Source organism: Shewanella sp. SW32, from assembly GCF_025653365.1.
In the GTDB taxonomy this organism is placed as follows: domain Bacteria; phylum Pseudomonadota; class Gammaproteobacteria; order Enterobacterales; family Shewanellaceae; genus Shewanella; species Shewanella oncorhynchi.
Map to the genome: position 1 here is coordinate 24,589 of NZ_JAKKSJ010000002.1, position 23,540 is coordinate 48,128.

Here is a 23,540-nt window from a genome sequence, read left to right on the forward strand (position 1 = left end):
TCCCCCTGTTGATCGACTTATGCTTCTTCGCCAAACCAACAGATATTGCGGGCTGCCATGATGAGCTCACCTGCTTTTTCTTCTGTCAATTCTTCAATTTCGATCAAATCATCAATGCCTTGTTCAGCCAAGTCTTCTAGAGTCACAATACCTTTGCTAGCGAAAACATAGGCTAAGTGTCTTTCAACACCTTCAAGTGCTAGCAACTCTTCACTTGGCTCCACACCATCCAGTGCTTCTTCAGTAGCGAGAGCTCGAGTTGAGATCGCCGCTTTTGCACGTTCACGTAAAGCTTCGACGAGATCTTCGTCAAAACCGTCAATCGCCAATAGTTCAGACACAGGCACATAGGCAACTTCTTCGAGCGACGTAAAGCCCTCATCTGCCAGTACTTGTGCAAAATCTTCATCGACATCCAGTGAGTTAACAAATAAATCAACCACCTTGGCACTTTCTGCCTGATGTTTCTTATTCATATCTTCCACTGTCATAACGTTCAGAACCCAACCAGTCAGTTGTGTTGCTAAACGTACGTTCTGGCCATTACGTCCAATGGCTTGTGCCAAACTATCGGCTTCAACAGCGATATCCATAGAATGGTTATCTTCGTCGACAATGATAGAGGCAACATCGGCTGGCGCCATGGCATTGATCACGTATTGTGCTGGATTATCATCCCACAACACGATATCAACACGTTCGCCACCCAGTTCATTCGAAACGGCTTGTACACGCGCACCGCGCATCCCCACACACGCACCGATAGGATCGATACGGCGATCATTCGACTTAACGGCGATCTTAGCGCGAGCGCCTGGATCACGAGCAGCGCCCATGATTTCAATCAGTTCGTCAGCGATTTCAGGCACTTCAACACGGAAAAGCTCGATCAGCATTTCAGGTTTAGTACGGCTTAAGAATAACTGTGCACCACGAGCTTCTGGACGTACTGAGTACAATAATGCACGCACACGGTCACCTGGACGGAAAGATTCGCGTGAAATTAAGTCTTCACGGAACAATACGCCGTCAGCGTTATTACCTAAGTCAACCACTACGCTCTCGCGAGTCGCTTTTTTGACCACACCAGTGATTAACTCACCTTCTTGATCTTGGAACTGCTCAACCACTTGTGCACGTTCAGCTTCACGTACTTTCTGTACGATCACTTGCTTAGCGGTTTGAGTGGTAATACGGTCAAACACCACTGACTCGATATCGTCTTCGATAAACTCGCCAGGTTGGATGTCCGGATTTTCGTAACGTGCCGCTTCTAACGTGATTTCACGATAAGGGTTTTCTAACGCTTCACCGTGATCATCAACTACCATCCAACGACGGAAAGTATCATAACCACCGGTTTTACGGTCGATAGCAACACGAACGTCAATATCACCTTCGTACTTTTTCTTGGTTGCTGTGGCCAGAGCAATCTCTAGCGCTTCAAAAATTTTCTCGCGTGGAACGGCCTTTTCATTTGAAACCGCCTCAGCGACTAGCAGAATCTCTTTATTCATCTCGTCTTGCCTCGTTCACCTTGAAACCATCAAAACTTAGCGATTAAGTTGCCTTTGCGGATATTATCCAATGCGACAACTAACTCTTTACCATTCACTTTCAGCGAGAGCATTTGCCCGTCGACCGCAGTGATGGCGCCTTTTAAATTACGACTGCCGTCAACTGGCATAGTCAATTGAAGCTTTACATCCTCGCCTACATAGCCCGCGTACTGCTCAGCAGTAAATAAGGGTCTATCTACGCCTGGCGAAGAAACCTCTAGGGTATATTCTGTAGAAATAGGATCTTCAACATCGAGTACAGCACTGACTTGGCGACTTGCATTGGCACAATCTTCAATATTGATACCATTCTCACCATCAATGAACACTCGCAGTGTGGAATGCTTACCCGCTTGAACATATTCAATGCCCCATAGCTGAAAGCCTAATGCTTCCACAGGTACTTTGAGCATTTCTGCCAGTCTGAATTCTAACGTTGCCAAGATTGACCCCCGAAAAAACAAAAAAGGGCTTAATAGCCCTAGTACAACGCCACATACGAAGCATGCGACAAATTTAAAAGTCCCAGATAACAAAAAACCCCGTAATCACGAGGTCATTAATTTCAAGAACCTGTAAACCATAACGAATTCAAACACTATTCGTTACTAGGAGCTGGTTGCGGGGGCCGGATTTGAACCGACGACCTTCGGGTTATGAGCCCGACGAGCTACCATGCTGCTCCACCCCGCGTCAACTGTGTGCAAGTATATTGACTATCGTCATTTCTTGCAATAACTAAGAGAGAACTTATCTCGTCTATCTTAGTTATATTTGGTGCCGAGAGCGGGACTTGAACCCGCACGACCGTTAGGTCACAGCCACCTCAAGGCTGCGCGTCTACCAATTTCGCCACCTCGGCGACACCTTTTACTAGTCAGGAATTTTCGTTTCTGACTTTTGGGTTCCTTGCTCAACGGGTTGGGTAACCTGTTCAGTGTCTGAACCTAAATCTTTCCATGAATCTTCATTTTTTGCGTGATTTGCACTTAAGTTACCAATAAGCAGACTTAAAGTGAAAAACGCAATGGCAAGAATCGCCGTACTGCGTGTCAGGAAATTACCTGAACCGCTTGAACCAAAAAGAGTACCTGATGCACCGGCGCCAAAAGAGGCCCCCATGTCAGCTCCCTTACCTTGCTGAATTAATACTAAGCCTATTAGACCTAATGCAACCAACAAGTAAATAACTACTAGAACTTCATACATATTATGCGCTCATCGCTATGGTACACAGACTTAAAAACTCGCTAGAGTTTAAGCTAGCACCGCCAATCAGTCCACCATCAACATCAGGTTGGGCAAATAAATCTGCAGCATTACTCGGTGTCACACTACCACCGTAGAGAATCCTGATATTTTCTCCGATAAACGGAGACACTTCAGAGAGGCGTTTGCGAATAAACGCATGAACTTCTTGTGCCTGCTCTGGTGTAGCACTTTTACCTGTTCCTACAGCCCAAAGCGGCTCGTAGGCGATAATAGCGTTATCAAAAGCCATAGTGCCATTTTTCTGGATCACTATATCCAACTCTTCAGCAATCACCTCAAAGGTGCGTCTTGCTTCACGTGCTGGACCTGACTCACCCACACATAAAATTGGGGTTAAGCCATGCTTTTGTGCAGCGGCGAATTTCTCCGCTACGATATTACTCGTCTCTCCGTACATACGGCGACGTTCTGAATGCCCGATAATTACATATCGACATCCTGAATCTTTGAGCATCTGACCTGAAACTTCTCCGGTATAAGCGCCAAAGTCATGTTGACTTAGGTTTTGTGCGCCCATCCTAACAAGTGAACCGTCTAACGCTTCCTTGTTTGCTTCTAGCAGTTGCCTAACGCTCTCTAGATAGATAGAAGGCGGGCATAAAACCACTTCAGCTGAATCATTTTGGAGCTTATAGGCAAATTTTTTGAACAACTCTTGGGCTAATGCCGCACTGCCGTTCATCTTCCAATTGCCAGCTACCATAGGACGTCTGAGTGCCATCACTGTCTCCTCTGAAAGCGGCGTGAATAATAGCGAACCACTTATTAAGTTACAATAGCTAAATTCGAATTTTTTCAGATATCAGGTTGGAATGCTTATTTTTTACACGCCAAAGCTGTTTTCTGTTCATTTGTGCAGCTAACACCTTAATTTTAAATTGGTATCAGCCGCACTCATTACAAAATTAGTAAATATTAGCTTGCCGATTTTACCGCATCCGCAATCAAATTTGCGTGCGCCAATACTGCACTATGATCGTCACCTTCAACCATGACACGGATCAAAGGTTCAGTACCTGACTTACGTAATAATACTCGGCCACGCACGCCCAGTTGAGATTCAACCTGTGCCTGCGCCGCTTTAACTTTATCTGACTTAAGAGGGTCATGCTCGCCTTCAAAGCGCACATTGACTAACACCTGCGGCAACATTTCCATCGCAGAAGTCAGTTCTTCTAGCGTGGCATTCTGACGACGCATAGCCGCTAACACTAAAATCCCCGCAACTATGCCATCACCAGTTGTGCCGTGATCAAGATTGAGGATATGCCCTGAATTTTCACCGCCGATGCGCCAATCGAGTTCTTTAAGTAGTTCCATCACATAACGGTCGCCCACTTTCGAACGCGCAAAGGGGATGTCTAATGCTTGCAAGGCGAGATCAAGCCCAAGGTTTGACATTAACGTACCAACTACACCACCGCGTAATACGCCACGGGATTTCGCATCACAGGCCAGAATATATAAAATTTGATCGCCGTCGATCACTTCGCCTTTGCTGTTGACCATCATAATACGGTCACCGTCACCGTCGAGTGCAATACCTAAATCGGCACTTTCGGCTAGAACGGTTTCACAAATTTTGCCCATGGACGTCGCGCCCACTTTATCATTGATGTTCATCCCGTTGGGTTTATCACCAATGGCAATCACCTCGGCGCCTAACTCACGAAACACAGCTGGCGCTATGTGATAAGTTGCGCCATGGGCACAATCAACCACAATTTTTAGCCCAGTTAACGTGTGTTCTGCAGGAAAATTACCTTTGCAATACTCAATATAACGGCCACGGGCATCTTCAATACGCGATACCTTCCCCAATAGATGCGACTCAACACAAACGAGGGGCTTTTCAAGCTCTGCTTCAATTTCTAACTCTAGGTTATCGTCTAACTTACTGCCGTCGGTGGAAAAAAACTTAATACCGTTATCGTAATACGGATTGTGTGACGCGCTGATCACCACCCCAGCTTCGGCGCGAAACGTACGCGTCAAATAGGCTACAGCTGGCGTTGGCATAGGTCCCATTAACATCACATTAAGGCCTGCAGCAGAGAGGCCAGCTTCTAATGCTGACTCAAACATATAGCCCGAAATACGGGTATCTTTCCCTATAATCACCTTTTTGGTACCACTGCGGGATAACACGCGCCCCGCCGCCCAACCTAACTTAAGCGCAAGCTCAGGCGTCATTTGACCTGAACCGACTTTTCCCCGAATACCGTCAGTTCCAAAAAATTTACGTTCTTTCATATCGCTCCACAAACTCAAATGTGTCCCAATGATTTGGGATCATAATATTAATTAAATGCTTAACGAGAGCATAACGATGCTTAAAAATACGCTTGTGTCGCTTGTAACACCTTGAGCATATCCACAGTTTCAGTAACATCATGCACACGAATGATATGAGCGCCCTTTTGGGCCGCTATCATAGCGCCAGCAAGGCTCCCAGCAAGACGTTCTGAGGTCGGTTTTGCTAAGAGGTTTCCTATCATGCTCTTACGAGACAATCCTATCAATATTGGTAAATCAAACTGGGCAAAACAGTCGAGCTTCGCCAGTAATTCATAGTTATGCCCTAAGCTTTTACCAAAACCAAATCCCGGATCGAGTATTAATAATTCACGGGGGATCCCTGCTCGCAAGCAAGCTTCAATCCGCTCAGTTAAAAAGGCAGAAACTTCTTCAATAACATTATGGTAAGTCGGTGCAAATTGCATGCTTTTGGGTTCACCTTGCATATGCATTAAGCATATGGGGACTTGCAACTCTGCAGCAGCTTCAAGCGCACCGGGTTCCATCAGGGCGCGCACATCGTTAATCAAATGTGCGCCCGCAGCAACAGCTTGACGCATGACTTCAGGTTTACTGGTATCGACCGAAATCCACACATCATGGTGCGCCGCAACATATTTCACCAACGGGATCACCCGCGCAAGTTCATCGGCTAAGCTCACCTCTGCAGCGCCAGGTCTTGTCGACTCACCGCCAATGTCTATCATTCCCGCGCCTTGAGCCACCATGTCATCTGCATGCTGACAGGCAAGCTCATAGGAAGAATATTGACCACCGTCGGAAAAAGAATCGGGAGTGACATTAAGTATCCCCATCACAATGGGTGAAGATAACGCGAGGCGTTTAGTGCCAGCAATCAGTTCAAACACGCATTTACTCCTGTAATACGAACACTTACGATTTTACTCACTGGCATAACTTGCGTCATTAATTTCAAGCCTTCATTTTCTATCCGAAATGACTAACTGTCAGAAGATAAATATCAATGGTGGCCGAGAGTATCAATGACAGCGCAGTCAAATTGCTAACAAGGTAAAACAAGAAAACCCCTTTACGGGGTTTTCTTTGGTTTCACAACACATTACTTAGCTGGAGATTCATCAGGATCTTTCAGTTCTGGCTCAGCAGACGCTGTAGTCACAGTATCTTCAGCTTTTTCAGCTGGCTCACCATGACCGCTGCCTTTGTCGTTAGAACCATGGTCATCCACTTGCCAATCGGCAGGTTGACGTACTTCACGACGCTTCATTAAATCGTCAATTTGAAGTGAATCAATGGTTTCATACTTCATTAAGGCTTCTTTCATCGAGTGCAGAATATCGAGGTTATCGGTCAATATCTGTCTCGCTCTCGCGTAGTTCTTGTCGATAAAGACTTTCACTTCAGCGTCGATGATAGTTGCAGTTTCATCGGACATGGCTTTGGCTTTACCCATGCTGCGACCTAAGAAGACTTCACCATCTTCTTCTGCATACAGCAATGGACCTAACTTGTCCGAGAAGCCCCACTGAGTCACCATGTTACGCGCAATAGATGTCGCGTATTTGATGTCCTGTGATGCGCCAGTCGACACTTTCTCAGTACCGTAGATAAGCTCTTCTGCTAAACGACCACCGTAGGCGACCGAAATTTGGCTTTCTAACTTACGACGGCTCTGGCTCACTGAGTCAGCTTCAGGTAAGAAGAAAGTAACACCCAGCGCACGGCCGCGAGGAATGATAGTCACCTTATGCACAGGATCGTGCTCTGGCACTAAACAACCCACAATCGCATGGCCCGCTTCATGGTAAGCAGTCATTTCTTTTTCAGCTTCAGACATCACCATAGAGCGGCGCTCAGCACCCATCATGATTTTATCTTTTGCACGCTCAAATTCTTCCATGCCTACAACTCGGCGATTTCCGCGAGCCGCAAACAAGGCAGCTTCGTTCACTAAGTTAGCTAAATCAGCACCCGAGAAACCTGGCGTACCACGAGCAATCACACTCGCCTTCACATCTTCAGAAAGCGGCACTTTACGCATATGCACTTTCAAAATCTGCTCACGACCACGAACGTCTGGTAAACCAACGACCACTTGACGGTCAAAACGACCCGGACGTAATAACGCAGAATCGAGTACGTCTGGACGGTTAGTTGCCGCGATAACAATAACGCCTTCATTACCTTCGAAGCCATCCATCTCAACCAGCATTTGGTTCAGTGTTTGCTCACGTTCATCATGACCACCACCTAAACCCGCGCCACGTTGACGACCGACAGCATCGATTTCATCGATGAAGATAATACAAGGTGCCGACTTTTTCGCTTGTTCAAACATGTCACGCACACGGGATGCACCGACACCAACAAACATTTCCACGAAATCAGAACCTGAAATAGTGAAGAAAGGGACTTTAGATTCACCCGCAATGGCTTTCGCCAGCAAGGTTTTACCTGTACCTGGAGGACCCACCATCAGTACGCCCGTTGGAATTCGGCCGCCCAATTTTTGGAATTTAGTTGGGTCACGCAGGTAATCAACCAGCTCTTTCACTTCTTCTTTTGCTTCATCACAACCAGCAACATCGGCAAAAGTAGTTTTAATCTGATCTTCGCTCATCAGCTTGGCTTTGCTCTTACCAAAGGACATAGCGCCTTTGCCACCGCCGCCTTGCATCTGGCGCATGAAGAAAATCCATACTCCGATAAGCAATAACATCGGGAACCAAGAGATGAAGATTTGGGTAAGGAACCCTGACTCTTCGGCTTCTTGGCCCTTCATAGTGATGCCTTTACGATCAAGATCATTAATTAAATCTTGGTCATATAACGGCATGATAGTAGTGAATTTTTCACCAGTTCGTTTAGCACCTTCAATAGTACGTTGGTCGCTCTTAACTTCAACAGTTGCGACCTGTCCATCACGGACATTATCTAAGAAGGTAGAATAATCCATCTTCTGCGATGACGAAGAAGAGGGGGAGTAACCCTGAAACACTGACATCAGCACAACGGCGATGACAACCCAGAGTATTAGATTTTTTGCCATGTCACTCAAATTACTAGACCTCATTAAGTCTTGCGATTATTAACGCTAGGTTACTACAACTTGTACCCAGTCGCCACAAGATAGACTTCGCGGGAACGAGCCCGTGAAGAGTCTGGTTTACGTGTTTTAACGACTTTAAACACTGCTTTTACCGCTTTCATGTATTCGTCAAAGCCCTCCCCCTGAAAGACTTTTACCGCAAAACAGCCATTAGGAGCCAATACTTGATGGCACATATCTAACGCCAATTCCACTAAATACATGGCACGGGGCTGATCAACACTATCTGAACCACTCATGTTGGGCGCCATATCAGACAACACAACGTCAACTTTAGCATCACCGACGCGAGTAAGTAATGCTTGAAGGACTTTATCTTCACGAAAATCCCCTTGCAAAAAATCGACGCCGACGATGGGATCCATAGGCAAAATGTCACAGGCGATGACTTTACCTCTATCTCCCGCTAATTTAACTGCCACTTGAGACCAACCTCCCGGAGCAGCACCGAGATCAACCACAGTCATGCCTGGGCGAATTAGTTGATCCTTTTGCTGGATCTCCTCAAGCTTAAACGCAGCGCGAGATCGCAAGCCCATTTTTTGGGCGAGTTTGACATAGTGATCATCAAAGTGTTCTAGCATCCAGCGATTAGAACTGGCCGTACGTTTTATACCTGACATTTAAAATCCGCAACAATTGAGAGTTACACAAAGGCTATATAAGGGTAGAATAGCCGTTTTTCAACAGTAACTCAGCAAAAGTTGGTAGAAATGAACTTAACAACCAAACAAAAACAGCATTTAAAAGGTCTAGCGCATCCGCTAAAGCCAGTGGTGCTGCTTGGTGCCAATGGATTGACTGAAGGTGTACTCGCTGAAATTGAAAGCGCACTCGCTTATCATGAACTGATTAAAGTGAAAGTAGCCTCTGCCGACAGAGAGCTAAAAAATGCCATCGTTGATGCCATAGTACGTGAAACTCAATCCGCAAAAGTGCAACTTATTGGTCATATTCTGGTGATTTATCGTCAATCACCAGAAATGAAAATTGCTTTGCCAAAGGCAAAATAATTTTCTTGATTTTATCGTGTTAACAAAAAGGCCATTCAATCGAGTGGCCTTTTTGTTTTCGCTGTTAATTTAAGTGATTAGCATAGCCCTAAGGTGTTTCAGAAATCACTTGTTCCTTATAATGCTCAGGCGTTAAGCCTAATAACTCAGGCAATGAGGTACCAACCGAAATCGAAGAGAATGTGCCAGTTAATATACCGATAAACATTGCAATCGAAAATCCTTCCAGCGGTCCACCGCCCATGATCCACAGCGCACCGACCGTCATTAAGGTTGTCCCTGATGTCACCATAGTACGAGAAAACGTCGCCACAATTGCTTGGTTGTTAATGTCTTGAATCGCAAGCTTTGGCTTAGCAATCAATAATTCACGAATACGGTCAGCGATAATGATCGAATCGTTTAAGGAATAACCTAAAATCGCCAGCACAGCCGCAAGTATCGTTAAATTAAACTCCATCTGAGTCAAGGCGAAAAATGCCAGCACGAACACTACGTCATGCACTAAAGCGAATAGGGCACCCGATGCGAGTCGCCATTCGAAGCGATAACTTAAATAACCTAATATCGCCAGCATAGCGACTAACAGCGCCAAACCGCCCTGCTCTGCCAATTCTTGACCAATCTGCGGCCCGACAACACTGCTGTTAAGCACTTGCACTTCAGAGTTAAGCGGCGCTAATACCTGCTGAATATCAATATTACCTTGCTCTGTATCGGCATTCTTTATATCGGAATAGCGCAACACCCAACGTCCCGGCTCACTGGCGGAGACTACACTCACCTCTTGCTGATAAGCGGCATTAAGTAAAGGTTGCAATTCACTGCTGGTAATTTTTCTATCGATCTGCACTTCGGTGACGACACCGCCAGTAAAATCTAAGCCCCAGTTAAAACCTTTCACGCCGATGATGGTTAATGACACTAGCATCAACAAAATTGAGATAGCACTCGAAACATAACGCCATTTAGTTAGATTAATATTTTTCATGATTATACCTTCACATGACGGCTAGCATCACGTCCATAAACTAAGTTGATCAAGGCCCTTGAAGCAAAGATACCGGTAAACATGCTGGTCAATAGACCTAGACCTAAGGTCAAGGCAAAACCTTGGATTGGACCATTACCTATGGAGTAAAGCACCACTGCAGTGATCATAGTGGTGAAGTTGGCGTCAAAAATAGTAGAAAACGCGCTATCAAACCCCGTATCAATTGCCAGCGCAAAACTGCGACCTTCCTTTAACTTGTCTTTTATTCGCTCGAAAATCAGTACGTTGGTATCGACAGCCATACCGACTGTTAACACAAGCCCGGCAATACCTGGTAAGGTCAACACAGCCCCAGGGATAAGCGCCAGTAAACCAAACAGGATCACCATATTGGAGATCAGCGCTATATTCGCCACCCAACCGAGACGGCGATACCAAAGCGCCATAAACAGCAAGGTAATCCCCATCCCTAAACCAAGGGCAGCAAAACCGTTTTCAATGTTTTCAGCACCCAGCGTCGGGCCAATAGTGCGCTCTTCAACAATAGTCACTGGCGCCGTCATAGAGCCCGCTCGCAGTAACAGAGCTAATTGTTGTGCTTCTTGATAGGAGCCTGCACCCGTAATGCGAAAACGATCTCCAAGTTGGGATTGAATAGTCGCAACACTGATAATCTCTTGTGTTTGCTTTGCCTTACCTTGCTCATCACGGCTGTATTCACTGTAAGACGTCGCCATAGGTTTGCCGATATTGGTACGGGAAAACTCAGACATTTTCTGCCCGCCCACACGGTCAAGGTTAATGTTCACCTCCGCCATGCCCATCTCGCCTAAACTCGCCCTCGCATCGACAATATGATCGCCACCCAGCACTGGTGTGCGGCTCACATAAATAGGCTTACCAGACTTGTCATTGAGTACCATAGCATTAACGGAGCCAGACTCTTTAACCTCGAAAAAGGCCAAACTCGCCGTAGCACCGATAACATTCTTGGCAGCGGCAGGATCTTGGACTCCAGGCAATTCAATCCGAATTCGATGCTCCCCTTGACGCTGCACTAAAGCTTCAGTGATACCGAGTTCTTCAATACGGCTGCGCATCACTTGTAAGTTTTGCTGCACTGTCAAATTACGCAGTTTCGTTTGCTCTTCTTGGCTCAACTTAATCAGTAAACCCGCGCCATCTGCATTGGATAGCTGCCAATTAGGATAGGACTCTTTCATCATTTGACGCACGGCAGCACGGGCATCATTATCGGGCAACGTCATGTTTAACTGATGACTTTGGTCCAAATGCACGCTGGCACCACGAATTTTCTGCTCACGGATGAATTGACGTAGCGAATCAACAAGCGTCTCGGCCTGAGTTTGATAAACAGGATCAATATCAACATCGAGTAAGAACTGTACGCCACCGCGCAAGTCGAGCCCGAGTTTAATCGGCTGAAAGCCTAAGTTTTGTAACCAACTTGGCGCCGCACTGGCAAGGGATAAAGTCAACTCTTTTGGCTCTGCGACCATAGAAGAGACTAAAGTTTTGACTAAGGTTTGTTGGTTATCCGCATCGAGGACAATTAAGGTTTCACCATTTTTTTGGTCGATACGTTTTACCGTCACGCCTTCAGCTTGTAGCTTATCTCGAAGGGCAATAGGTGTGAGCGTTAACCCCGCCTTCGCGCCCACCTGCACCGCAGCATCCTCACCGTAAAATGTCGGCAAAGCACTGAATAGCATCACGATAATAGTGACAATAAGCACTAAGTATTTCCAAGCTGAATAGTGATTTAGCAGCCGTTGATTGGGTTTTCTTTCCATGGGATTAACTCGCTATTTAACACTCAGCATTTGAATCAAATCGCTAAGCGAACATATTGATATCAGTCCGAAACACATAATTGAGTACCAGCGGCTAAGCTCGTAAGGCTCAAATCATCACTGCTTACTTAAGCAGATATAAAAAGTTTCGGTGAGTACAAAAAGACAACAGCATGAAAAATCGATAAGAGTAGGCTCCTATCAACGTCATGCCTAAATAGGCGAGTTAAGCGGCTTGTTGGCTAAATCGATATTGAAGATTTGAGACTTTCCAACCCGAAATTCGGGCGGGGGAAGAAACAGCAGAAAGCGTCCAATCTGATGTGATATCAAGATCGGTGGGTTCAACGACATTGGATGTCGGTTCGGCAGTAAAGTCTACAGCGAGTACATATACTGGCTTGACCTCACGCACATCGTGCTGGGCAAGACTGATAAATCGCGGCGAATTTATCGGGGCAAAATCTAAGTCATCAGAATGACTTACATAGTCAGAGCTCGGACAAGGTGCTGGCTGTGATTCTGAGTCTGAACTGACTAGATCGGTATCATGACTATTCGGTGAGCCGCAGCTTTCAACGGTTTGCGCATCAGACTGTGCATTAGATTGGGCGATAACATCGGCATCGGGCAAGCTTTGAGGCTCAGCGCTTAGTTTTGTATGGGGAGTCGAGCTATCAAGACTCACAGTATGCATCTGAGCCGTTTGTTTCAGAGCAGTGTGTTTCTGACCCATATGCATCTGAACATAATGTCGAGTTGCATCACTGCGCTGTACTGAGGGTTTTGGCGCATAGCTAGCCGAGTGCGCAATCAACATGATCGCCACGCAAACTAACATCAATCCTGTACGCCAATGTTTGACCAAAGCGTGCCCTCTTATAAAACATTATCAAACTAAAGATGAACCTATTCACTGTTCGCTTTTGATGCTTAACTGTGGGTCCATAATGTGAAACTCGCGCAAAAAAACAACATACACATTTCGCCAATGTTGATTTTGCTAGGATGGCAGCTTAGGTAAAAACCTACAAAGAGACAAATTAAACTTTGTCCATCTTACCCCGAATTCAACGCTGAAGCGCGATCGATATCCTTGGCTAAAGCCGTAAACTCAAGCCGTAAACAAACTTAATTCGCGGATAACAAAAAACCGCCCTAGGACGGTTTTAGCGATATCGCATGAGTCACGCTCACAACACTATAAGCAAAGTAATATAAGCAGATTATAAATACTGTACTGAGATGATTTCGTAATCTGTCATACCACCTGGTGTAGTAATAGACACTTCATCACCTTCATTTTTGCCGACTAAACCGCGGGCTATTGGTGAATTCACTGAAATCAGGTTTTCTTTAATATTCGCTTCGTCATCGCCGACTATGCGATAAGTCACTTCAACATCGGTATCGAGATTTAAAATAGTCACAGTGGCGCCAAAAATGATACGACCGTTATTCACCATCTTAGTGACGTCGATAATTTGCGCGTTAGATAACTTACCCTCAATATCACGGATACGTGCTTCACAAATACCTTGTTCCTCACGAGCCGCATGGTATTCCGCGTTTTCTTTCAAGTCGCCTAACTCTCTCGCTGAAGCAATTGCTTCAGTGATTTTAGGGCGACGGTCAAACTTGAGAATATCTAACTCTTTACGCAGCTGCTCTGCACCGACAACTGTCATAGGAACCTTAGTCATAACTTCTTTCGTCTCCTTTAAAACAAAAGCAACCCGTGCCAACGCTAAGGTCAACACAGTCAAATGAGGGTGGAATTGCGCTATTCTAATCGTTATGCGCTTTTGATGCACCAAGAACAATGCATTGACGCAGCTTACCCAACCTTAAGCAGAGTTACCAGTAATCAAATTCAAATCTGTATACCTAAGGAAATTTCGCACAAGTTTTAGCTCGAAATGAATACAAAAATGCCCACTCGCCATTTAGACCGTGGGCATTAGGACTCAAAGCAAAAACCTCAAATTAGAGGTTAACTCACTTATTCAAGCCCAGCCTCAAAGGTCAAAAAGATTTCGCTAACCGTTTTATCAGCAAGGGATTTATCTGAATTAGGGCGCTCAATTGCCGCATGTAAGAGATAACGTCCTGCTGAAGGTAAGATCATTGAAACTTTACCGTCTTTATCTGAGGTAAATTCGATTTCCTCTGGTTTGTTACGATATAAGCTACCGTCTTTCATAATGGCGACTTTAACGCCTTCAACGGGCTTACCATCAAAAACAAATTGCAGGGTAGCAGCTTCGTTCTCAACAATATCTGCAGGATGAGTCACAGGCACTAGTTCTAAATATTCCCCCTTAGGCTTTAACACTTCCTCAGTTGGCTTATTACGTGTGACATAGGTTTCAACCCGCGACACATTTAAAGAACTTTCAAGATCATAGGCTCCCTTTGGCATAGCAGCAGTTGTGGCTTTTTTATCCATACGGCTGCGTACAACCCCTTCTTTTCCTTTAACTTTATATTGAGAAAAATAACGAGGTGAAACTTCTTTTTCAAACTTATAAGTGCCATCTTGCATCAGTTGCACATCAAACACCGACTTACGTCCGCCCGTGTAACTTGAGCTTGGAGACGTTGGTTTTCCATTTGGCTGTAACACACGCACATCACTGGCACTAAAAGGTTTATCCATCATAAACACTTGATTGCTGGCAGACACATCTGAAGTAATCCACACAATTTCTTCACTTTCAGCCGAAACGTTGAAGTGGCTAGGTAAAATCCATCTGTCGTGGCTACTTGCCAATGGGCTAATACAAAGTGTGCCAAGTAATGTAATAAGACGTAATTTCATGCCTTTTCCTTAAGTTTAACGATTAATATACGGGCTAAATATTTAATGGATTGACTCAACGAGCCATGCCGCTTAAGCGTATGTCGATAACGCCAGTTTCTGTCGTGGCGGGCAACTGCACAGAGAAATCTCCCGCAGCTAAATCGATATTTTGTCGTACAAGATCGCGACCACCGTGTTCACGCACCACTTCAATAAATACAGTGTAAGTGGCAGGTTCAAGCACTTTTCCCGCCTCATCTTTTAAATCCCAATCGATTTTGTAATGACCCGCGGGACGTGTCGCAGATGCAATACCGTCAACAAAGCTCATATCTTCGCGTCCGGCTTTACGCCACCAACGACGGATGTCTTTAAGCCATTTATGACCTTCATCCCAAACCCAAAGGCTTAAGGTTTTTACCGGTTGTCCTTGGGCATCCTCAACCCATACAGCCACATAAGGTCTATGGTATTGGCCTTCGGTAATTTCCGGCAAGGTTAAATCGACTGTCATTTGTGGTGCAGCAAACGCAGCTGAACTCACAAACAAAGCACTCACCGCAATGGTACGAATAAGATGACGCATACTCGGTCTACACTCCTTATGGAACAAAATAAACATACACAAGCCCGCAACTACTGCTGACGAGTACCATGTATAACAATGACTTTTTGAGGCGCTTGGTTTGAGGCAGCAACAAATAAGCCCCAGTGAGCGAAAATAAAATGATAAGCACAGCGCTGAGATCGAGTATCCAAGCCCAAGCTGTGCCTGTGTTACGGCCCTTATGCAAATCATTCACTACGGCAACGACACCGTAATCTAAGGTTTCGACATAGGCTTGCCCGTCGAGCAAGTCCAATGTCAGGCTGCGGTAAGTGCCGGGCCCTTTGTTGACTAAACTAATTTCATCTTCATCGATATCGGCACTCGCCATATCCATAGCCCATTCACTTTTCAACCAATGACCCGCAGCCAGACGCCATTGTGAGTCTTGGGCATTAACGGGTAACAAATAGGCAGGGATTGGCACTTGTTCCCGCTTAGGTTCCTGATCAGCTTGAGAAAACCAATTAGGATGATTTAACGTTATACCTGTCACCGCAAAAAACAGCATCAGCAACAATAAAGCCATAGACACATAAACATGAATAATGCGGGCAAAGGACAAAGACGACTTACTGACTCTTAATTTCAATGATGCACTCTCAAAAACAAACCGAAGAGAAATACCTCCAGAGTCTGCTTTCCCTATGCAGCTAAAGATAGAAATGAGCTGCATTCAACTAATTTAATGCGCCGAGATTAAATGAGATCGATTATCAAACAGAACAAAGTTTACAAACTTTACATATTCAATACTGAAAAAGAAGTTAAAAAGTAAGAAGAAAAATAAGTGCTAAAAATAAAGCACTTAGGGGTAAATCTGTTTTTAGCACTCAAAAACCATTACCTTCGATTAAATTAGCAGCAAATGATTTATTGTATCACCTGTAAATACCTTTCAAATTCAGGAGGATAAAATCCAACATTTGGGCTAATTTTTTTGCTTAAAATTTACTTTGCCACCCTCTCGTTTACCTTATGCCAATCAGCTACAATCCGCCGCCGGCGACTTGCTGGTACTTCCAAGGAAATATCATCTTGAGTACATCTCTGCTCAAAAAAATGCGCTGCCTGCATATTATGTGGCTCGCATTAATGCTCAACGCCTGCGTTGCACCACTATTATTAATGTCACCTCAAGGCCAGCTCATGTGGGCCCTGCTTAAACCCCTTGTCGGTTTAGACCCGAACGATGTCGGATTATTCGAACAACCGCTCATCAAAAACCGTATGCAGGAATTGCTGGGTAAAAATTACGATACCACCCTGTCCCTGCTCAAAACGGCCGACAAGATCCAACAGGAAGGTCCACTCATCTACTTAGTGTCGACTTACACCCCTGTCCCCGAAATGGCTGAAAAAGCGGGTCTAGTTTGGAACTCAGACACCAACCAAATGGCAGTCATGCTAATGAAAGGCGGCGCGCCCTCAGTGTTCTCTGAGCAATTCAGTAATCAGGTAGAAAAACGGGTCCCAAGTTGGCCGAAGGAATTAGCCGACTATACCGATCCACAGAAGTTACAACAAAAAGCCTTAGAAGCGGGCGCAAATCAAGTACAGCAACAATTAGCAATACCTGATGCTGTCAAAGCCGTTGCAACAAGTGATGTTAAAGCGGCCCAAGGTGCCGTTATTGATAGTGCGGTCACAGAGAATGCCGTCATTAAGAATGCTGCAATGCCAATCAATATCACTGAAGCGGCTGCAAAAGTCGCCGTTCCAGCGGCTCCAGCAGAAATAAAATCGCCACCTGTTACTCCTGAAGTCAAAAAGCAATAAAACGGATCACCACAGTGCCAGCTCAAATGGCACTGTGGATTAACTTTGAAAATAGCTGAATTGCCACAACCAACGGGAATTATAGAGACAAGGGAAAGGCTGGAAGGGCTAATATTGAAGGGAAACTGAAAGCAAAATAACGCTAAGTTGAAAAAAGTTAAAAAGAAAAAAGCCTGTCCGAAGACAGGCTTTTTAACTTTTTGGCTGGGGTACAAGGATTCGAACCTTGGGATGCCGAGATCAAAACCCGGTGCCTTACCACTTGGCGATACCCCAATAAACTGTGTTTAATCTTCTATCGAAGATTGCATTTTGATGGTACGGGAAGAGAGACTTGAACTCTCACACCTCGCGGCACCAGAACCTAAATCTGGCGTGTCTACCAATTTCACCATTCCCGCATCAAAATGTACCAAAATTGTCTATTCAACATTTTTGGATTTTTCTCTGATAAATCACTTTAACAGAGTTAAATATGGTAGCAATGGCGGGACTTGAACCTGCGACCCCAGCATTATGAGTGCTGTGCTCTAACCAGCTGAGCTACATTGCCAATGGCTGGGGTACAAGGATTCGAACCTTGGAATGCCGAGATCAAAACCCGGTGCCTTACCACTTGGCGATACCCCAATCAACTTGGAAACTGAGAAAAATGGCTGGGGTACAAGGATTCGAACCTTGGAATGCCGAGATCAAAACCCGGTGCCTTACCACTTGGCGATACCCCAACTAACTCTGTTTCAAACATCCGCTATCGCCGATGTTTCTAAATTCATATATCTAAAAAATGGTACGGGAAGAGAGACTTGAACTCTCACACCTTGCGGCACCAGAACCTAAATCTGGCGTGTCTACCAATTTCACCATTCCCGCACAGCTTCATGTTTACATCGTGAAGAGATGCTAGCAATCAATGCTAGAGTAAAATCGTGATTCATTTTATATAAGAAATTTATCTTAAATAAAATGGTAGCAATGGCGGGACTTGAACCTGCGACCCCAGCATTATGAGTGCTGTGCTCTAACCAGCTGAGCTACATTGCCACATCGATATTACGCGCCTCTCTCAGCGAGGAACGGGGCGTATTATGCTTATTCGAGGTATCTAGGTCAACAGCTTTTTTTCGCTATTTCCCTTAGGTTAAGCTGTTCGGCTATTACTTCACCAAACTGAGCAACAGATGTGCTAAATAACACCTTGTTGCTCATACTTAGCTTAATTTATCGAGACTTACAGCGTGAATAAGCTTTGTTATACGTTAAACAGGAAATGCATCACATCGCCATCTTTAACGATATAGGTTTTACCTTCCACGCGTAACTTACCGGCTTCTTTCGCGCCAGCTTCACCTTTGTGGGCAATAAAGTCGTCAAATGCCATCACTTGGGCACGGATAAAACCGCGTTCAAAATCGGTATGGATAACGCCCGCCGCTTGCGGAGCACTCGCCCCCACAGGCACAGTCCAAGCACGCACTTCTTTCACGCCTGCGGTGAAATAGGTTTGCAGATTCAGTAATTCATAACCTGCGCGGATCACACGATCTAAACCTGGTTCTTCGATACCCAGATCCGCCATAAACTCATCGCGCTCCTCGATTTCCATCTCGGCCAGTTCAGATTCAATCGCCGCACATACGGCAACAACGATAGCGTTTTCTGTCGCAGCAATGGCGCGAACGGCATCTAAGTGCGGGTTATTTTCAAAACCATCTTCCGCAACGTTAGCAATATACATGGTCGGTTTTAAGGTTAAGAAGTTCAGGTAAGCCACTGCTTCCAGCTCTTCTTTCGATAAATCCATTGAACGCAACATTTTAGCTTCGTCTAAAATGGGGCGCATTTTTTCTAATACTTCCACTTCAAACTTAGCGTCTTTATCGCCACCTTTAGCACGTTTCTGCTGACGCTGAACCGCACGCTCTAAACTGTCTAAGTCAGCTAACGCTAATTCAGTGTTGATGACTTCAATATCGCCAGCTGGGTCAACCTTGTTAGCAACGTGAACAATGTTGTCATCATCAAAACAACGTACTACATGACCAATAGCATCGGTTTCACGAATGTTAGCGAGGAACTTGTTACCTAAGCCCTCGCCTTTAGATGCGCCAGCCACAAGACCCGCAATATCCACGAATTCCATGGTAGTAGGTAACACACGTTGTGGATTCACAATCGCAGCTAACGCATCCAGACGTGGATCCGGCACAGGTACAACACCAGTGTTAGGTTCAATGGTACAAAACGGGAAGTTAGCCGCTTCGATGCCAGCCTTAGTTAACGCATTAAAAAGCGTTGATTTACCTACGTTAGGAAGACCAACAATGCCGCATTTAAAACCCATATGCTTACCTTTCTCTCGATTATTGGCTGACAAGTCACACTCATCAGCGAGGTTTAGTCGTCCTGCCCTATGGCAGCACATTACTGAATAATTAAATCACTTAACACTTGAGTCTCGCCAAAGGCAAAACCTACTCCGCTTTAAAGGAGTGTAATCTGTTCATGGCTTTCACCATGTCTTGTTTAAACAAAATTTCGGTAGAACGCACAGCTTCATCTATCGCCGCCTCGATAAGTTCTTGCTCTTTAGCAGGTGCTTTTCCCAGTACGTAACCACTCACTTGGTTTTTATCACCAGGATGACCGATACCTAAGCGTAAACGGTAGAAGTTTTTATCGTTAGCCAGTTTAGCAATAATATCTTTCAGACCATTGTGGCCGCCATGACCGCCACCGAGCTTAAACTTAGCCACACCGGGCGGCAGATCGAGTTCATCGTGAGCGACCAGAATCTCTTCCGGCGTGATACGAAAAAAATTCGCCAAAGCGCCAACCGCTTTACCGCTTAAATTCATATAAGTCGTCGGGATCAATAAGCGGACATCTTTACCGTGCAATACTGCTCTGGCGGTCAAGCCAAAATACTTACTGTCGGCCACTAAAGTCACGCCGCAAATTCTCGCTAACTCAAGAACGTACCAAGCCCCCGCATTATGGCGAGTGTGTGCATATTCAGCACCTGGATTAGCCAGACCAACTATTAATTTTATTTCGCTCATGACACTCAATATCGTTATTTCGTCGATGACAGCCGCGCAAAGTGCCGACTGAACTGACCATACCAGCTAAAAACGCGGCATTTTAGCACTCAAACCCCAAGTCAACAAATGCCACGTCATCGCACAGGAGCAGAACACAAGGTCAGAACACAGAACAACTCAGCGTTAATTAAGCCCCATAGCATATTTAAGGACAGTCTTTTTGAGCGGGGAATTGATGTTTGCCAACTTTAACGCGCCATTACGCAGCAGCTTTAGCGGCAGAATATCGTTGCTAAAACCGGCGTAAAACAAATCCATCGCCGTCATCATCAATTGATTATCGCGATAACGTTTGCGCTGATATTGGGCAAGCACCTCATTCGACCACCAGAGGTTATTTTGAGTTAATGCCTCCTTTATTACCGCCAAAAATGCTTCGACATCCTTAAATCCAAGATTCACCCCTTGGCCTGCGAGGGGATTAATGGTGTGAGCGGCATCGCCTAAAATCACCACATTATGACTATAGTAGCGCTGGGCATGCCGACGAGTGAGGCCAAAACTGCCTTTATTCTCAACGGTGAAATCGGCATCTAAGCGCGCAGGGAAATGCAAACGTATCTGCTCGGCCAACTGTTTGTGATTAAGCTGCATTAACTGTTTTATTCGATTGGCGTCGTCGTACCACACCAGCGAAGCGTTATTGCCAGGTAAAGGTAATAAGGAACGTGGCCCTTTGGGCGTAAACTGCTGCCAAGTCACATCCTGTTGTCCCTGTGCGGTGTTGATATTAATCAACATGGCCGATTGAGCGTAATCCCAACCCGAAATGCCAATTCCCGCCCATTGGCGTACCTGCGAGTGAGCACCATCGGCGCCAACCAACAACTTAGCGATGAGTTTACTATTCGATTGTAAGTGCACACTCACGCCATCGCTATCGCGGGTAAATGCCACCACTTTATCGGGACAATATAAGGTGATGCCTGCCAATTGTGTCATCTGTTGCCACAGGGCAAGTTGGATTAAACGGTTTTCGACTATATGGCCTAAATGGCTGGCGCCAATTTGTGAACAGTGGAATTGGGTGATGCAGCCATCGAGCTCCCAAGTTTCTAAGCCCAAATAAGGCACATTACGCATCTTGAGCAATGAGTCCAAGGCGCCAAGACGTTCAAGCAGCGTTTCAGAAGCCACACTGATGGCCGAGACTCGCACATCTAATGGCTGTTCGGCTTGATAAGCCTCTGGCGCAAAAGATTCAATCACCGCCACTTGCAAACCCTGTTGGGCTAATCCAATTGCCGTCGCCGCACCAACCATGCCGCCGCCGACAAGAATGACATCGAACTCAGTACTTTCAGCATGAGTGCCTTCTGCATGAGTGACGTCAGAATGAGTCACGTTAGAATCTGTGGTGTCGGGTATCATCTGTGCATGTGTCTCTTCAATCTGGCTCATCCTACTTACCACCTTAGTTACCACCTTTAAGCCCTTCTGTATTTCTGCCCAAGCGACTTTTCACAAACCCGCTTGATTATGCCTTATATCAAGATACCACGGAAATGTTGAGCGCATTTCGATTCGAAATCCGTGAAGACATAGGCATTCAAGCCCGAATAGTTTGCTGGAAATAATGAAAGCTCAGCCTGTTAACAATATTAATCTTGCCCAAATGCAGCCGAACAATAAAAACCTAGCATTTGTGAGGGTATCACCCTTGTCAAAAGCCAACAGCTAAAAGTGTGGACAAAGCTGGTCAGCAGCCGTAACAGCAGGTAAAATGTCGCGCTATTTTTATTGGTCATCTTAGGGCGACACAACTGATGAGTAAGAAACTCCATATCAAGACTTGGGGCTGTCAAATGAATGAGTATGACTCATCCAAGATGGCTGATCTGTTAGGCGAATACCAAGGTTATACCTTGACTGAAGAAGCGTCTGAGGCAGACATTCTCCTGCTCAACACTTGTTCTATCCGCGAAAAAGCGCAAGAAAAAGTGTTCCATCAGCTAGGACGCTGGAAGACGCTTAAAGATAAAAATCCCAATTTGATTATTGGCGTGGGCGGCTGCGTTGCCTCACAAGAAGGCAAAGCCATTAAAGACAGAGCCCAATGTGTCGACATTATTTTCGGACCACAAACCTTGCACCGTCTGCCCGAGATGATCGAGCAAGTGCGCCGTGGCGACAAAGCGGTTATCGATATCAGCTTCCCTGAAATCGAAAAATTCGACCGTCTGCCAGAGCCACGCGCCGAAGGCCCAACCGCGTTTGTGTCTATCATGGAAGGTTGCAGCAAATACTGCTCGTTCTGTGTTGTACCTTATACTCGCGGCGAAGAAGTCAGCCGTCCATCGGACGATATTATCCTTGAAATCGCCCAATTGGCGGAGCAAGGTGTGCGCGAAGTAAACTTGCTCGGCCAAAACGTGAATGCCTATCGCGGCGCAACTCACGATGGCGCAATTTGTACTTTTGCGGAATTGCTGCGCTTCGTGGCAGCCATCGACGGTATCGACCGTATCCGCTTCACGACCAGTCATCCAATTGAATTTACACAAGATATCATCGACGTTTACGAAGATACCCCTGAGCTTGTAAGCTTCTTGCACTTGCCAGTGCAATCGGGTTCTGACCGTATTCTCACAGCGATGAAACGCGGCCACATGGCGATTGAATATAAGTCAATCATCCGCCGCCTGCGTAAAGCCCGTGAAGGCATTCAAATCAGCTCAGACTTTATCATTGGCTTCCCAGGCGAAACCAAGGAAGACTTTGCCGATACCATGAAGTTGATTGAAGACATAGGTTTCGACCACAGCTTCAGCTTTATCTATAGCGCACGTCCGGGCACGCCAGCGGCTGATTTACCCGATAACGTCGATATGGAAGAGAAAAAACAACGTCTGGCGATTCTGCAAGACCGCATCACCCAGCAAGCCATGCGCTACAGCCGCCACATGATGGGCACAGTGCAACGTATTCTGGTTGAAGGACCATCGGTGAAAAATCCTATGGAACTGCGCGGCCGTACTGAGAACAACCGAGTGGTGAACTTCGAAGGTCAACCAAAACACATCGGTACTTTCGTGGATGTCGAAATCGTCGACGTTTACACTAACTCACTGCGCGGTGTCTTTATCCGCGGCGAAGATGAAATGGATCTACGTCGTAGCCTGCGGCCGGCAGAAATTCTGGCCAAGCGCAAGCAAGATGATGAACTGGGTGTGACTCAATTTAAGCCATAAGCGTTAAATCGGCTT

At 45.7% G+C, this 23,540-nt stretch carries 21 protein-coding genes and 9 tRNA genes; 3 read left to right on the plus strand and 27 right to left on the minus strand.

Annotated features, from left to right (window positions below; translation table 11 throughout):
• Positions 1-17: 17 nt before the first annotated feature.
• The 10 genes from nusA to rlmE all read right to left on the minus strand — a co-directional run bounded on the left by nusA (position 18) and on the right by rlmE (position 8,843).
• Positions 18-1,517: a transcription termination factor NusA gene (nusA, locus tag L5M28_RS01200; RefSeq protein ID WP_028761452.1), complete on the minus strand. Its 1,500-nt coding sequence runs from the start codon at positions 1,515-1,517 to the stop codon at positions 18-20.
• A 29-nt stretch (positions 1,518-1,546) separates the two neighbouring features.
• Positions 1,547-2,002, minus strand: coding sequence for a ribosome maturation factor RimP (rimP, locus tag L5M28_RS01205; protein ID WP_006082718.1), 456 nt, complete (start codon positions 2,000-2,002; stop codon positions 1,547-1,549).
• Positions 2,003-2,175: 173 nt separating this feature from the next.
• Positions 2,176-2,252: transfer RNA gene (locus L5M28_RS01210), tRNA-Met, on the minus strand.
• 82 nt (positions 2,253-2,334) lie between these two features.
• A tRNA-Leu gene (locus L5M28_RS01215) sits at positions 2,335-2,421 on the minus strand.
• 11 nt (positions 2,422-2,432) lie between these two features.
• Complete coding sequence (secG, locus tag L5M28_RS01220; RefSeq protein WP_028761453.1) at positions 2,433-2,768, minus strand: preprotein translocase subunit SecG; 336 nt, start codon at positions 2,766-2,768, stop codon at positions 2,433-2,435.
• Position 2,769: 1 nt separating this feature from the next.
• A complete protein-coding gene (tpiA, locus tag L5M28_RS01225) occupies positions 2,770-3,552 on the minus strand; it encodes a triose-phosphate isomerase (RefSeq protein WP_242325959.1) in 783 nt (260 codons plus the stop codon).
• Positions 3,553-3,746: 194 nt separating this feature from the next.
• Positions 3,747-5,084, minus strand: coding sequence for a phosphoglucosamine mutase (glmM, locus tag L5M28_RS01230; protein WP_028761454.1), 1,338 nt, complete (start codon positions 5,082-5,084; stop codon positions 3,747-3,749).
• Between the two features lie 80 nt (positions 5,085-5,164).
• Entirely contained in the window at positions 5,165-5,998 is an 834-nt protein-coding gene (gene folP / locus L5M28_RS01235) for a dihydropteroate synthase (protein ID WP_263202192.1), read from the minus strand.
• A 212-nt stretch (positions 5,999-6,210) separates the two neighbouring features.
• Entirely contained in the window at positions 6,211-8,184 is a 1,974-nt protein-coding gene (gene ftsH, locus L5M28_RS01240) for an ATP-dependent zinc metalloprotease FtsH (protein ID WP_263202193.1), read from the minus strand.
• Positions 8,185-8,213: 29 nt separating this feature from the next.
• Positions 8,214-8,843 carry a 23S rRNA (uridine(2552)-2'-O)-methyltransferase RlmE gene (rlmE, locus tag L5M28_RS01245; RefSeq protein WP_006082724.1) on the minus strand — a complete coding sequence of 210 codons (630 nt, stop codon included), beginning with the start codon at positions 8,841-8,843 and terminating at the stop codon, positions 8,214-8,216.
• Positions 8,844-8,933: 90 nt separating this feature from the next.
• Between rlmE and yhbY the strand changes: the two genes are divergently transcribed.
• Positions 8,934-9,233: a ribosome assembly RNA-binding protein YhbY gene (gene yhbY / locus L5M28_RS01250; protein ID WP_006082725.1), complete on the plus strand. Its 300-nt coding sequence runs from the start codon at positions 8,934-8,936 to the stop codon at positions 9,231-9,233.
• Positions 9,234-9,321: 88 nt separating this feature from the next.
• Here yhbY and secF read toward each other — a convergent pair whose 3' ends face one another.
• The 7 genes from secF to L5M28_RS01285 form a co-directional block, all read right to left on the minus strand.
• Positions 9,322-10,224, minus strand: coding sequence for a protein translocase subunit SecF (secF, locus tag L5M28_RS01255; RefSeq protein ID WP_263185638.1), 903 nt, complete (start codon positions 10,222-10,224; stop codon positions 9,322-9,324).
• A 2-nt stretch (positions 10,225-10,226) separates the two neighbouring features.
• Positions 10,227-12,041, minus strand: coding sequence for a protein translocase subunit SecD (gene secD / locus L5M28_RS01260; protein ID WP_105251696.1), 1,815 nt, complete (start codon positions 12,039-12,041; stop codon positions 10,227-10,229).
• A 226-nt stretch (positions 12,042-12,267) separates the two neighbouring features.
• The gene (locus L5M28_RS01265; RefSeq protein ID WP_263195667.1) at positions 12,268-12,882 is read right to left on the minus strand and encodes a hypothetical protein; all 615 of its coding nucleotides are present in this window, start codon (positions 12,880-12,882) and stop codon (positions 12,268-12,270) included.
• A 385-nt stretch (positions 12,883-13,267) separates the two neighbouring features.
• Positions 13,268-13,744 (minus strand): transcription elongation factor GreA, encoded by a 477-nt coding sequence (greA, locus tag L5M28_RS01270; RefSeq protein WP_028761461.1) that lies wholly within the window; start codon positions 13,742-13,744, stop codon positions 13,268-13,270.
• A gap of 299 nt (positions 13,745-14,043) precedes the next feature.
• Positions 14,044-14,862 carry a DUF4198 domain-containing protein gene (locus L5M28_RS01275; RefSeq protein WP_263195666.1) on the minus strand — a complete coding sequence of 273 codons (819 nt, stop codon included), beginning with the start codon at positions 14,860-14,862 and terminating at the stop codon, positions 14,044-14,046.
• A 55-nt stretch (positions 14,863-14,917) separates the two neighbouring features.
• Complete coding sequence (locus L5M28_RS01280) at positions 14,918-15,430, minus strand: DUF2271 domain-containing protein (protein ID WP_263195665.1); 513 nt, start codon at positions 15,428-15,430, stop codon at positions 14,918-14,920.
• Positions 15,431-15,446: 16 nt separating this feature from the next.
• On the minus strand, positions 15,447-16,043 hold the full coding sequence (locus L5M28_RS01285; protein ID WP_263202195.1) for a PepSY-associated TM helix domain-containing protein: 597 nt from the start codon (positions 16,041-16,043) through the stop codon (positions 15,447-15,449).
• Between the two features lie 470 nt (positions 16,044-16,513).
• Between L5M28_RS01285 and L5M28_RS01290 the strand changes: the two genes are divergently transcribed.
• The gene (locus L5M28_RS01290) at positions 16,514-17,230 is read left to right on the plus strand and encodes a hypothetical protein (protein WP_263195730.1); all 717 of its coding nucleotides are present in this window, start codon (positions 16,514-16,516) and stop codon (positions 17,228-17,230) included.
• A gap of 201 nt (positions 17,231-17,431) precedes the next feature.
• Here L5M28_RS01290 and L5M28_RS01295 read toward each other — a convergent pair.
• The 10 genes from L5M28_RS01295 to L5M28_RS01340 form a co-directional block, all read right to left on the minus strand.
• Positions 17,432-17,506, minus strand: a tRNA-Gln gene (locus L5M28_RS01295).
• Positions 17,507-17,546: 40 nt separating this feature from the next.
• A tRNA-Leu gene (locus L5M28_RS01300) sits at positions 17,547-17,631 on the minus strand.
• A gap of 75 nt (positions 17,632-17,706) precedes the next feature.
• A tRNA-Met gene (locus tag L5M28_RS01305) sits at positions 17,707-17,783 on the minus strand.
• A gap of 2 nt (positions 17,784-17,785) precedes the next feature.
• A tRNA-Gln gene (locus tag L5M28_RS01310) sits at positions 17,786-17,860 on the minus strand.
• Between the two features lie 23 nt (positions 17,861-17,883).
• A tRNA-Gln gene (locus L5M28_RS01315) sits at positions 17,884-17,958 on the minus strand.
• Positions 17,959-18,018: 60 nt separating this feature from the next.
• Positions 18,019-18,103: transfer RNA gene (locus L5M28_RS01320), tRNA-Leu, on the minus strand.
• A 94-nt stretch (positions 18,104-18,197) separates the two neighbouring features.
• Positions 18,198-18,274 (minus strand) — tRNA-Met (locus L5M28_RS01325).
• A 208-nt stretch (positions 18,275-18,482) separates the two neighbouring features.
• The gene (gene ychF / locus L5M28_RS01330) at positions 18,483-19,574 is read right to left on the minus strand and encodes a redox-regulated ATPase YchF (RefSeq protein WP_028761466.1); all 1,092 of its coding nucleotides are present in this window, start codon (positions 19,572-19,574) and stop codon (positions 18,483-18,485) included.
• A 130-nt stretch (positions 19,575-19,704) separates the two neighbouring features.
• Positions 19,705-20,292: an aminoacyl-tRNA hydrolase gene (gene pth / locus L5M28_RS01335; RefSeq protein ID WP_028761467.1), complete on the minus strand. Its 588-nt coding sequence runs from the start codon at positions 20,290-20,292 to the stop codon at positions 19,705-19,707.
• Positions 20,293-20,457: 165 nt separating this feature from the next.
• Positions 20,458-21,735 (minus strand): FAD-dependent monooxygenase, encoded by a 1,278-nt coding sequence (locus L5M28_RS01340; RefSeq protein ID WP_263202196.1) that lies wholly within the window; start codon positions 21,733-21,735, stop codon positions 20,458-20,460.
• Positions 21,736-22,100: 365 nt separating this feature from the next.
• On the opposite strand from L5M28_RS01340, the gene miaB reads away from it, so the two are divergent.
• The gene (miaB, locus tag L5M28_RS01345; RefSeq protein ID WP_006082739.1) at positions 22,101-23,525 is read left to right on the plus strand and encodes a tRNA (N6-isopentenyl adenosine(37)-C2)-methylthiotransferase MiaB; all 1,425 of its coding nucleotides are present in this window, start codon (positions 22,101-22,103) and stop codon (positions 23,523-23,525) included.
• The last annotated feature ends 15 nt before the right edge of the window (positions 23,526-23,540 follow it).

Excerpts from the sequence above, each read along its gene's own strand:
- tpiA (WP_242325959.1), bottom strand. The coding sequence starts at position 3,552 with ATGGCACTCAGACGTCCTATGGTAGCTGGCAATTGGAAGATGAACGGC.
- miaB (WP_006082739.1), top strand. The coding sequence starts at position 22,101 with ATGAGTAAGAAACTCCATATCAAGACTTGGGGCTGTCAAATGAATGAG.
- rlmE (WP_006082724.1), bottom strand. The coding sequence starts at position 8,843 with ATGTCAGGTATAAAACGTACGGCCAGTTCTAATCGCTGGATGCTAGAA.
- secD (WP_105251696.1), bottom strand. The coding sequence starts at position 12,041 with ATGGAAAGAAAACCCAATCAACGGCTGCTAAATCACTATTCAGCTTGG.
- L5M28_RS01290 (WP_263195730.1), top strand. The coding sequence starts at position 16,514 with ATGCGCTGCCTGCATATTATGTGGCTCGCATTAATGCTCAACGCCTGC.
- L5M28_RS01340 (WP_263202196.1), bottom strand. The coding sequence starts at position 21,735 with ATGAGCCAGATTGAAGAGACACATGCACAGATGATACCCGACACCACA.
- ychF (WP_028761466.1), bottom strand. The coding sequence starts at position 19,574 with ATGGGTTTTAAATGCGGCATTGTTGGTCTTCCTAACGTAGGTAAATCA.
- pth (WP_028761467.1), bottom strand. The coding sequence starts at position 20,292 with ATGAGCGAAATAAAATTAATAGTTGGTCTGGCTAATCCAGGTGCTGAA.
- L5M28_RS01280 (WP_263195665.1), bottom strand. The coding sequence starts at position 15,430 with ATGCGTCATCTTATTCGTACCATTGCGGTGAGTGCTTTGTTTGTGAGT.
- ftsH (WP_263202193.1), bottom strand. The coding sequence starts at position 8,184 with ATGAGGTCTAGTAATTTGAGTGACATGGCAAAAAATCTAATACTCTGG.
- secF (WP_263185638.1), bottom strand. The coding sequence starts at position 10,224 with ATGAAAAATATTAATCTAACTAAATGGCGTTATGTTTCGAGTGCTATC.
- nusA (WP_028761452.1), bottom strand. The coding sequence starts at position 1,517 with ATGAATAAAGAGATTCTGCTAGTCGCTGAGGCGGTTTCAAATGAAAAG.
- L5M28_RS01265 (WP_263195667.1), bottom strand. The coding sequence starts at position 12,882 with ATGTTAGTTTGCGTGGCGATCATGTTGATTGCGCACTCGGCTAGCTAT.
- L5M28_RS01275 (WP_263195666.1), bottom strand. The coding sequence starts at position 14,862 with ATGAAATTACGTCTTATTACATTACTTGGCACACTTTGTATTAGCCCA.
- glmM (WP_028761454.1), bottom strand. The coding sequence starts at position 5,084 with ATGAAAGAACGTAAATTTTTTGGAACTGACGGTATTCGGGGAAAAGTC.
- yhbY (WP_006082725.1), top strand. The coding sequence starts at position 8,934 with ATGAACTTAACAACCAAACAAAAACAGCATTTAAAAGGTCTAGCGCAT.
- secG (WP_028761453.1), bottom strand. The coding sequence starts at position 2,768 with ATGTATGAAGTTCTAGTAGTTATTTACTTGTTGGTTGCATTAGGTCTA.
- greA (WP_028761461.1), bottom strand. The coding sequence starts at position 13,744 with ATGACTAAGGTTCCTATGACAGTTGTCGGTGCAGAGCAGCTGCGTAAA.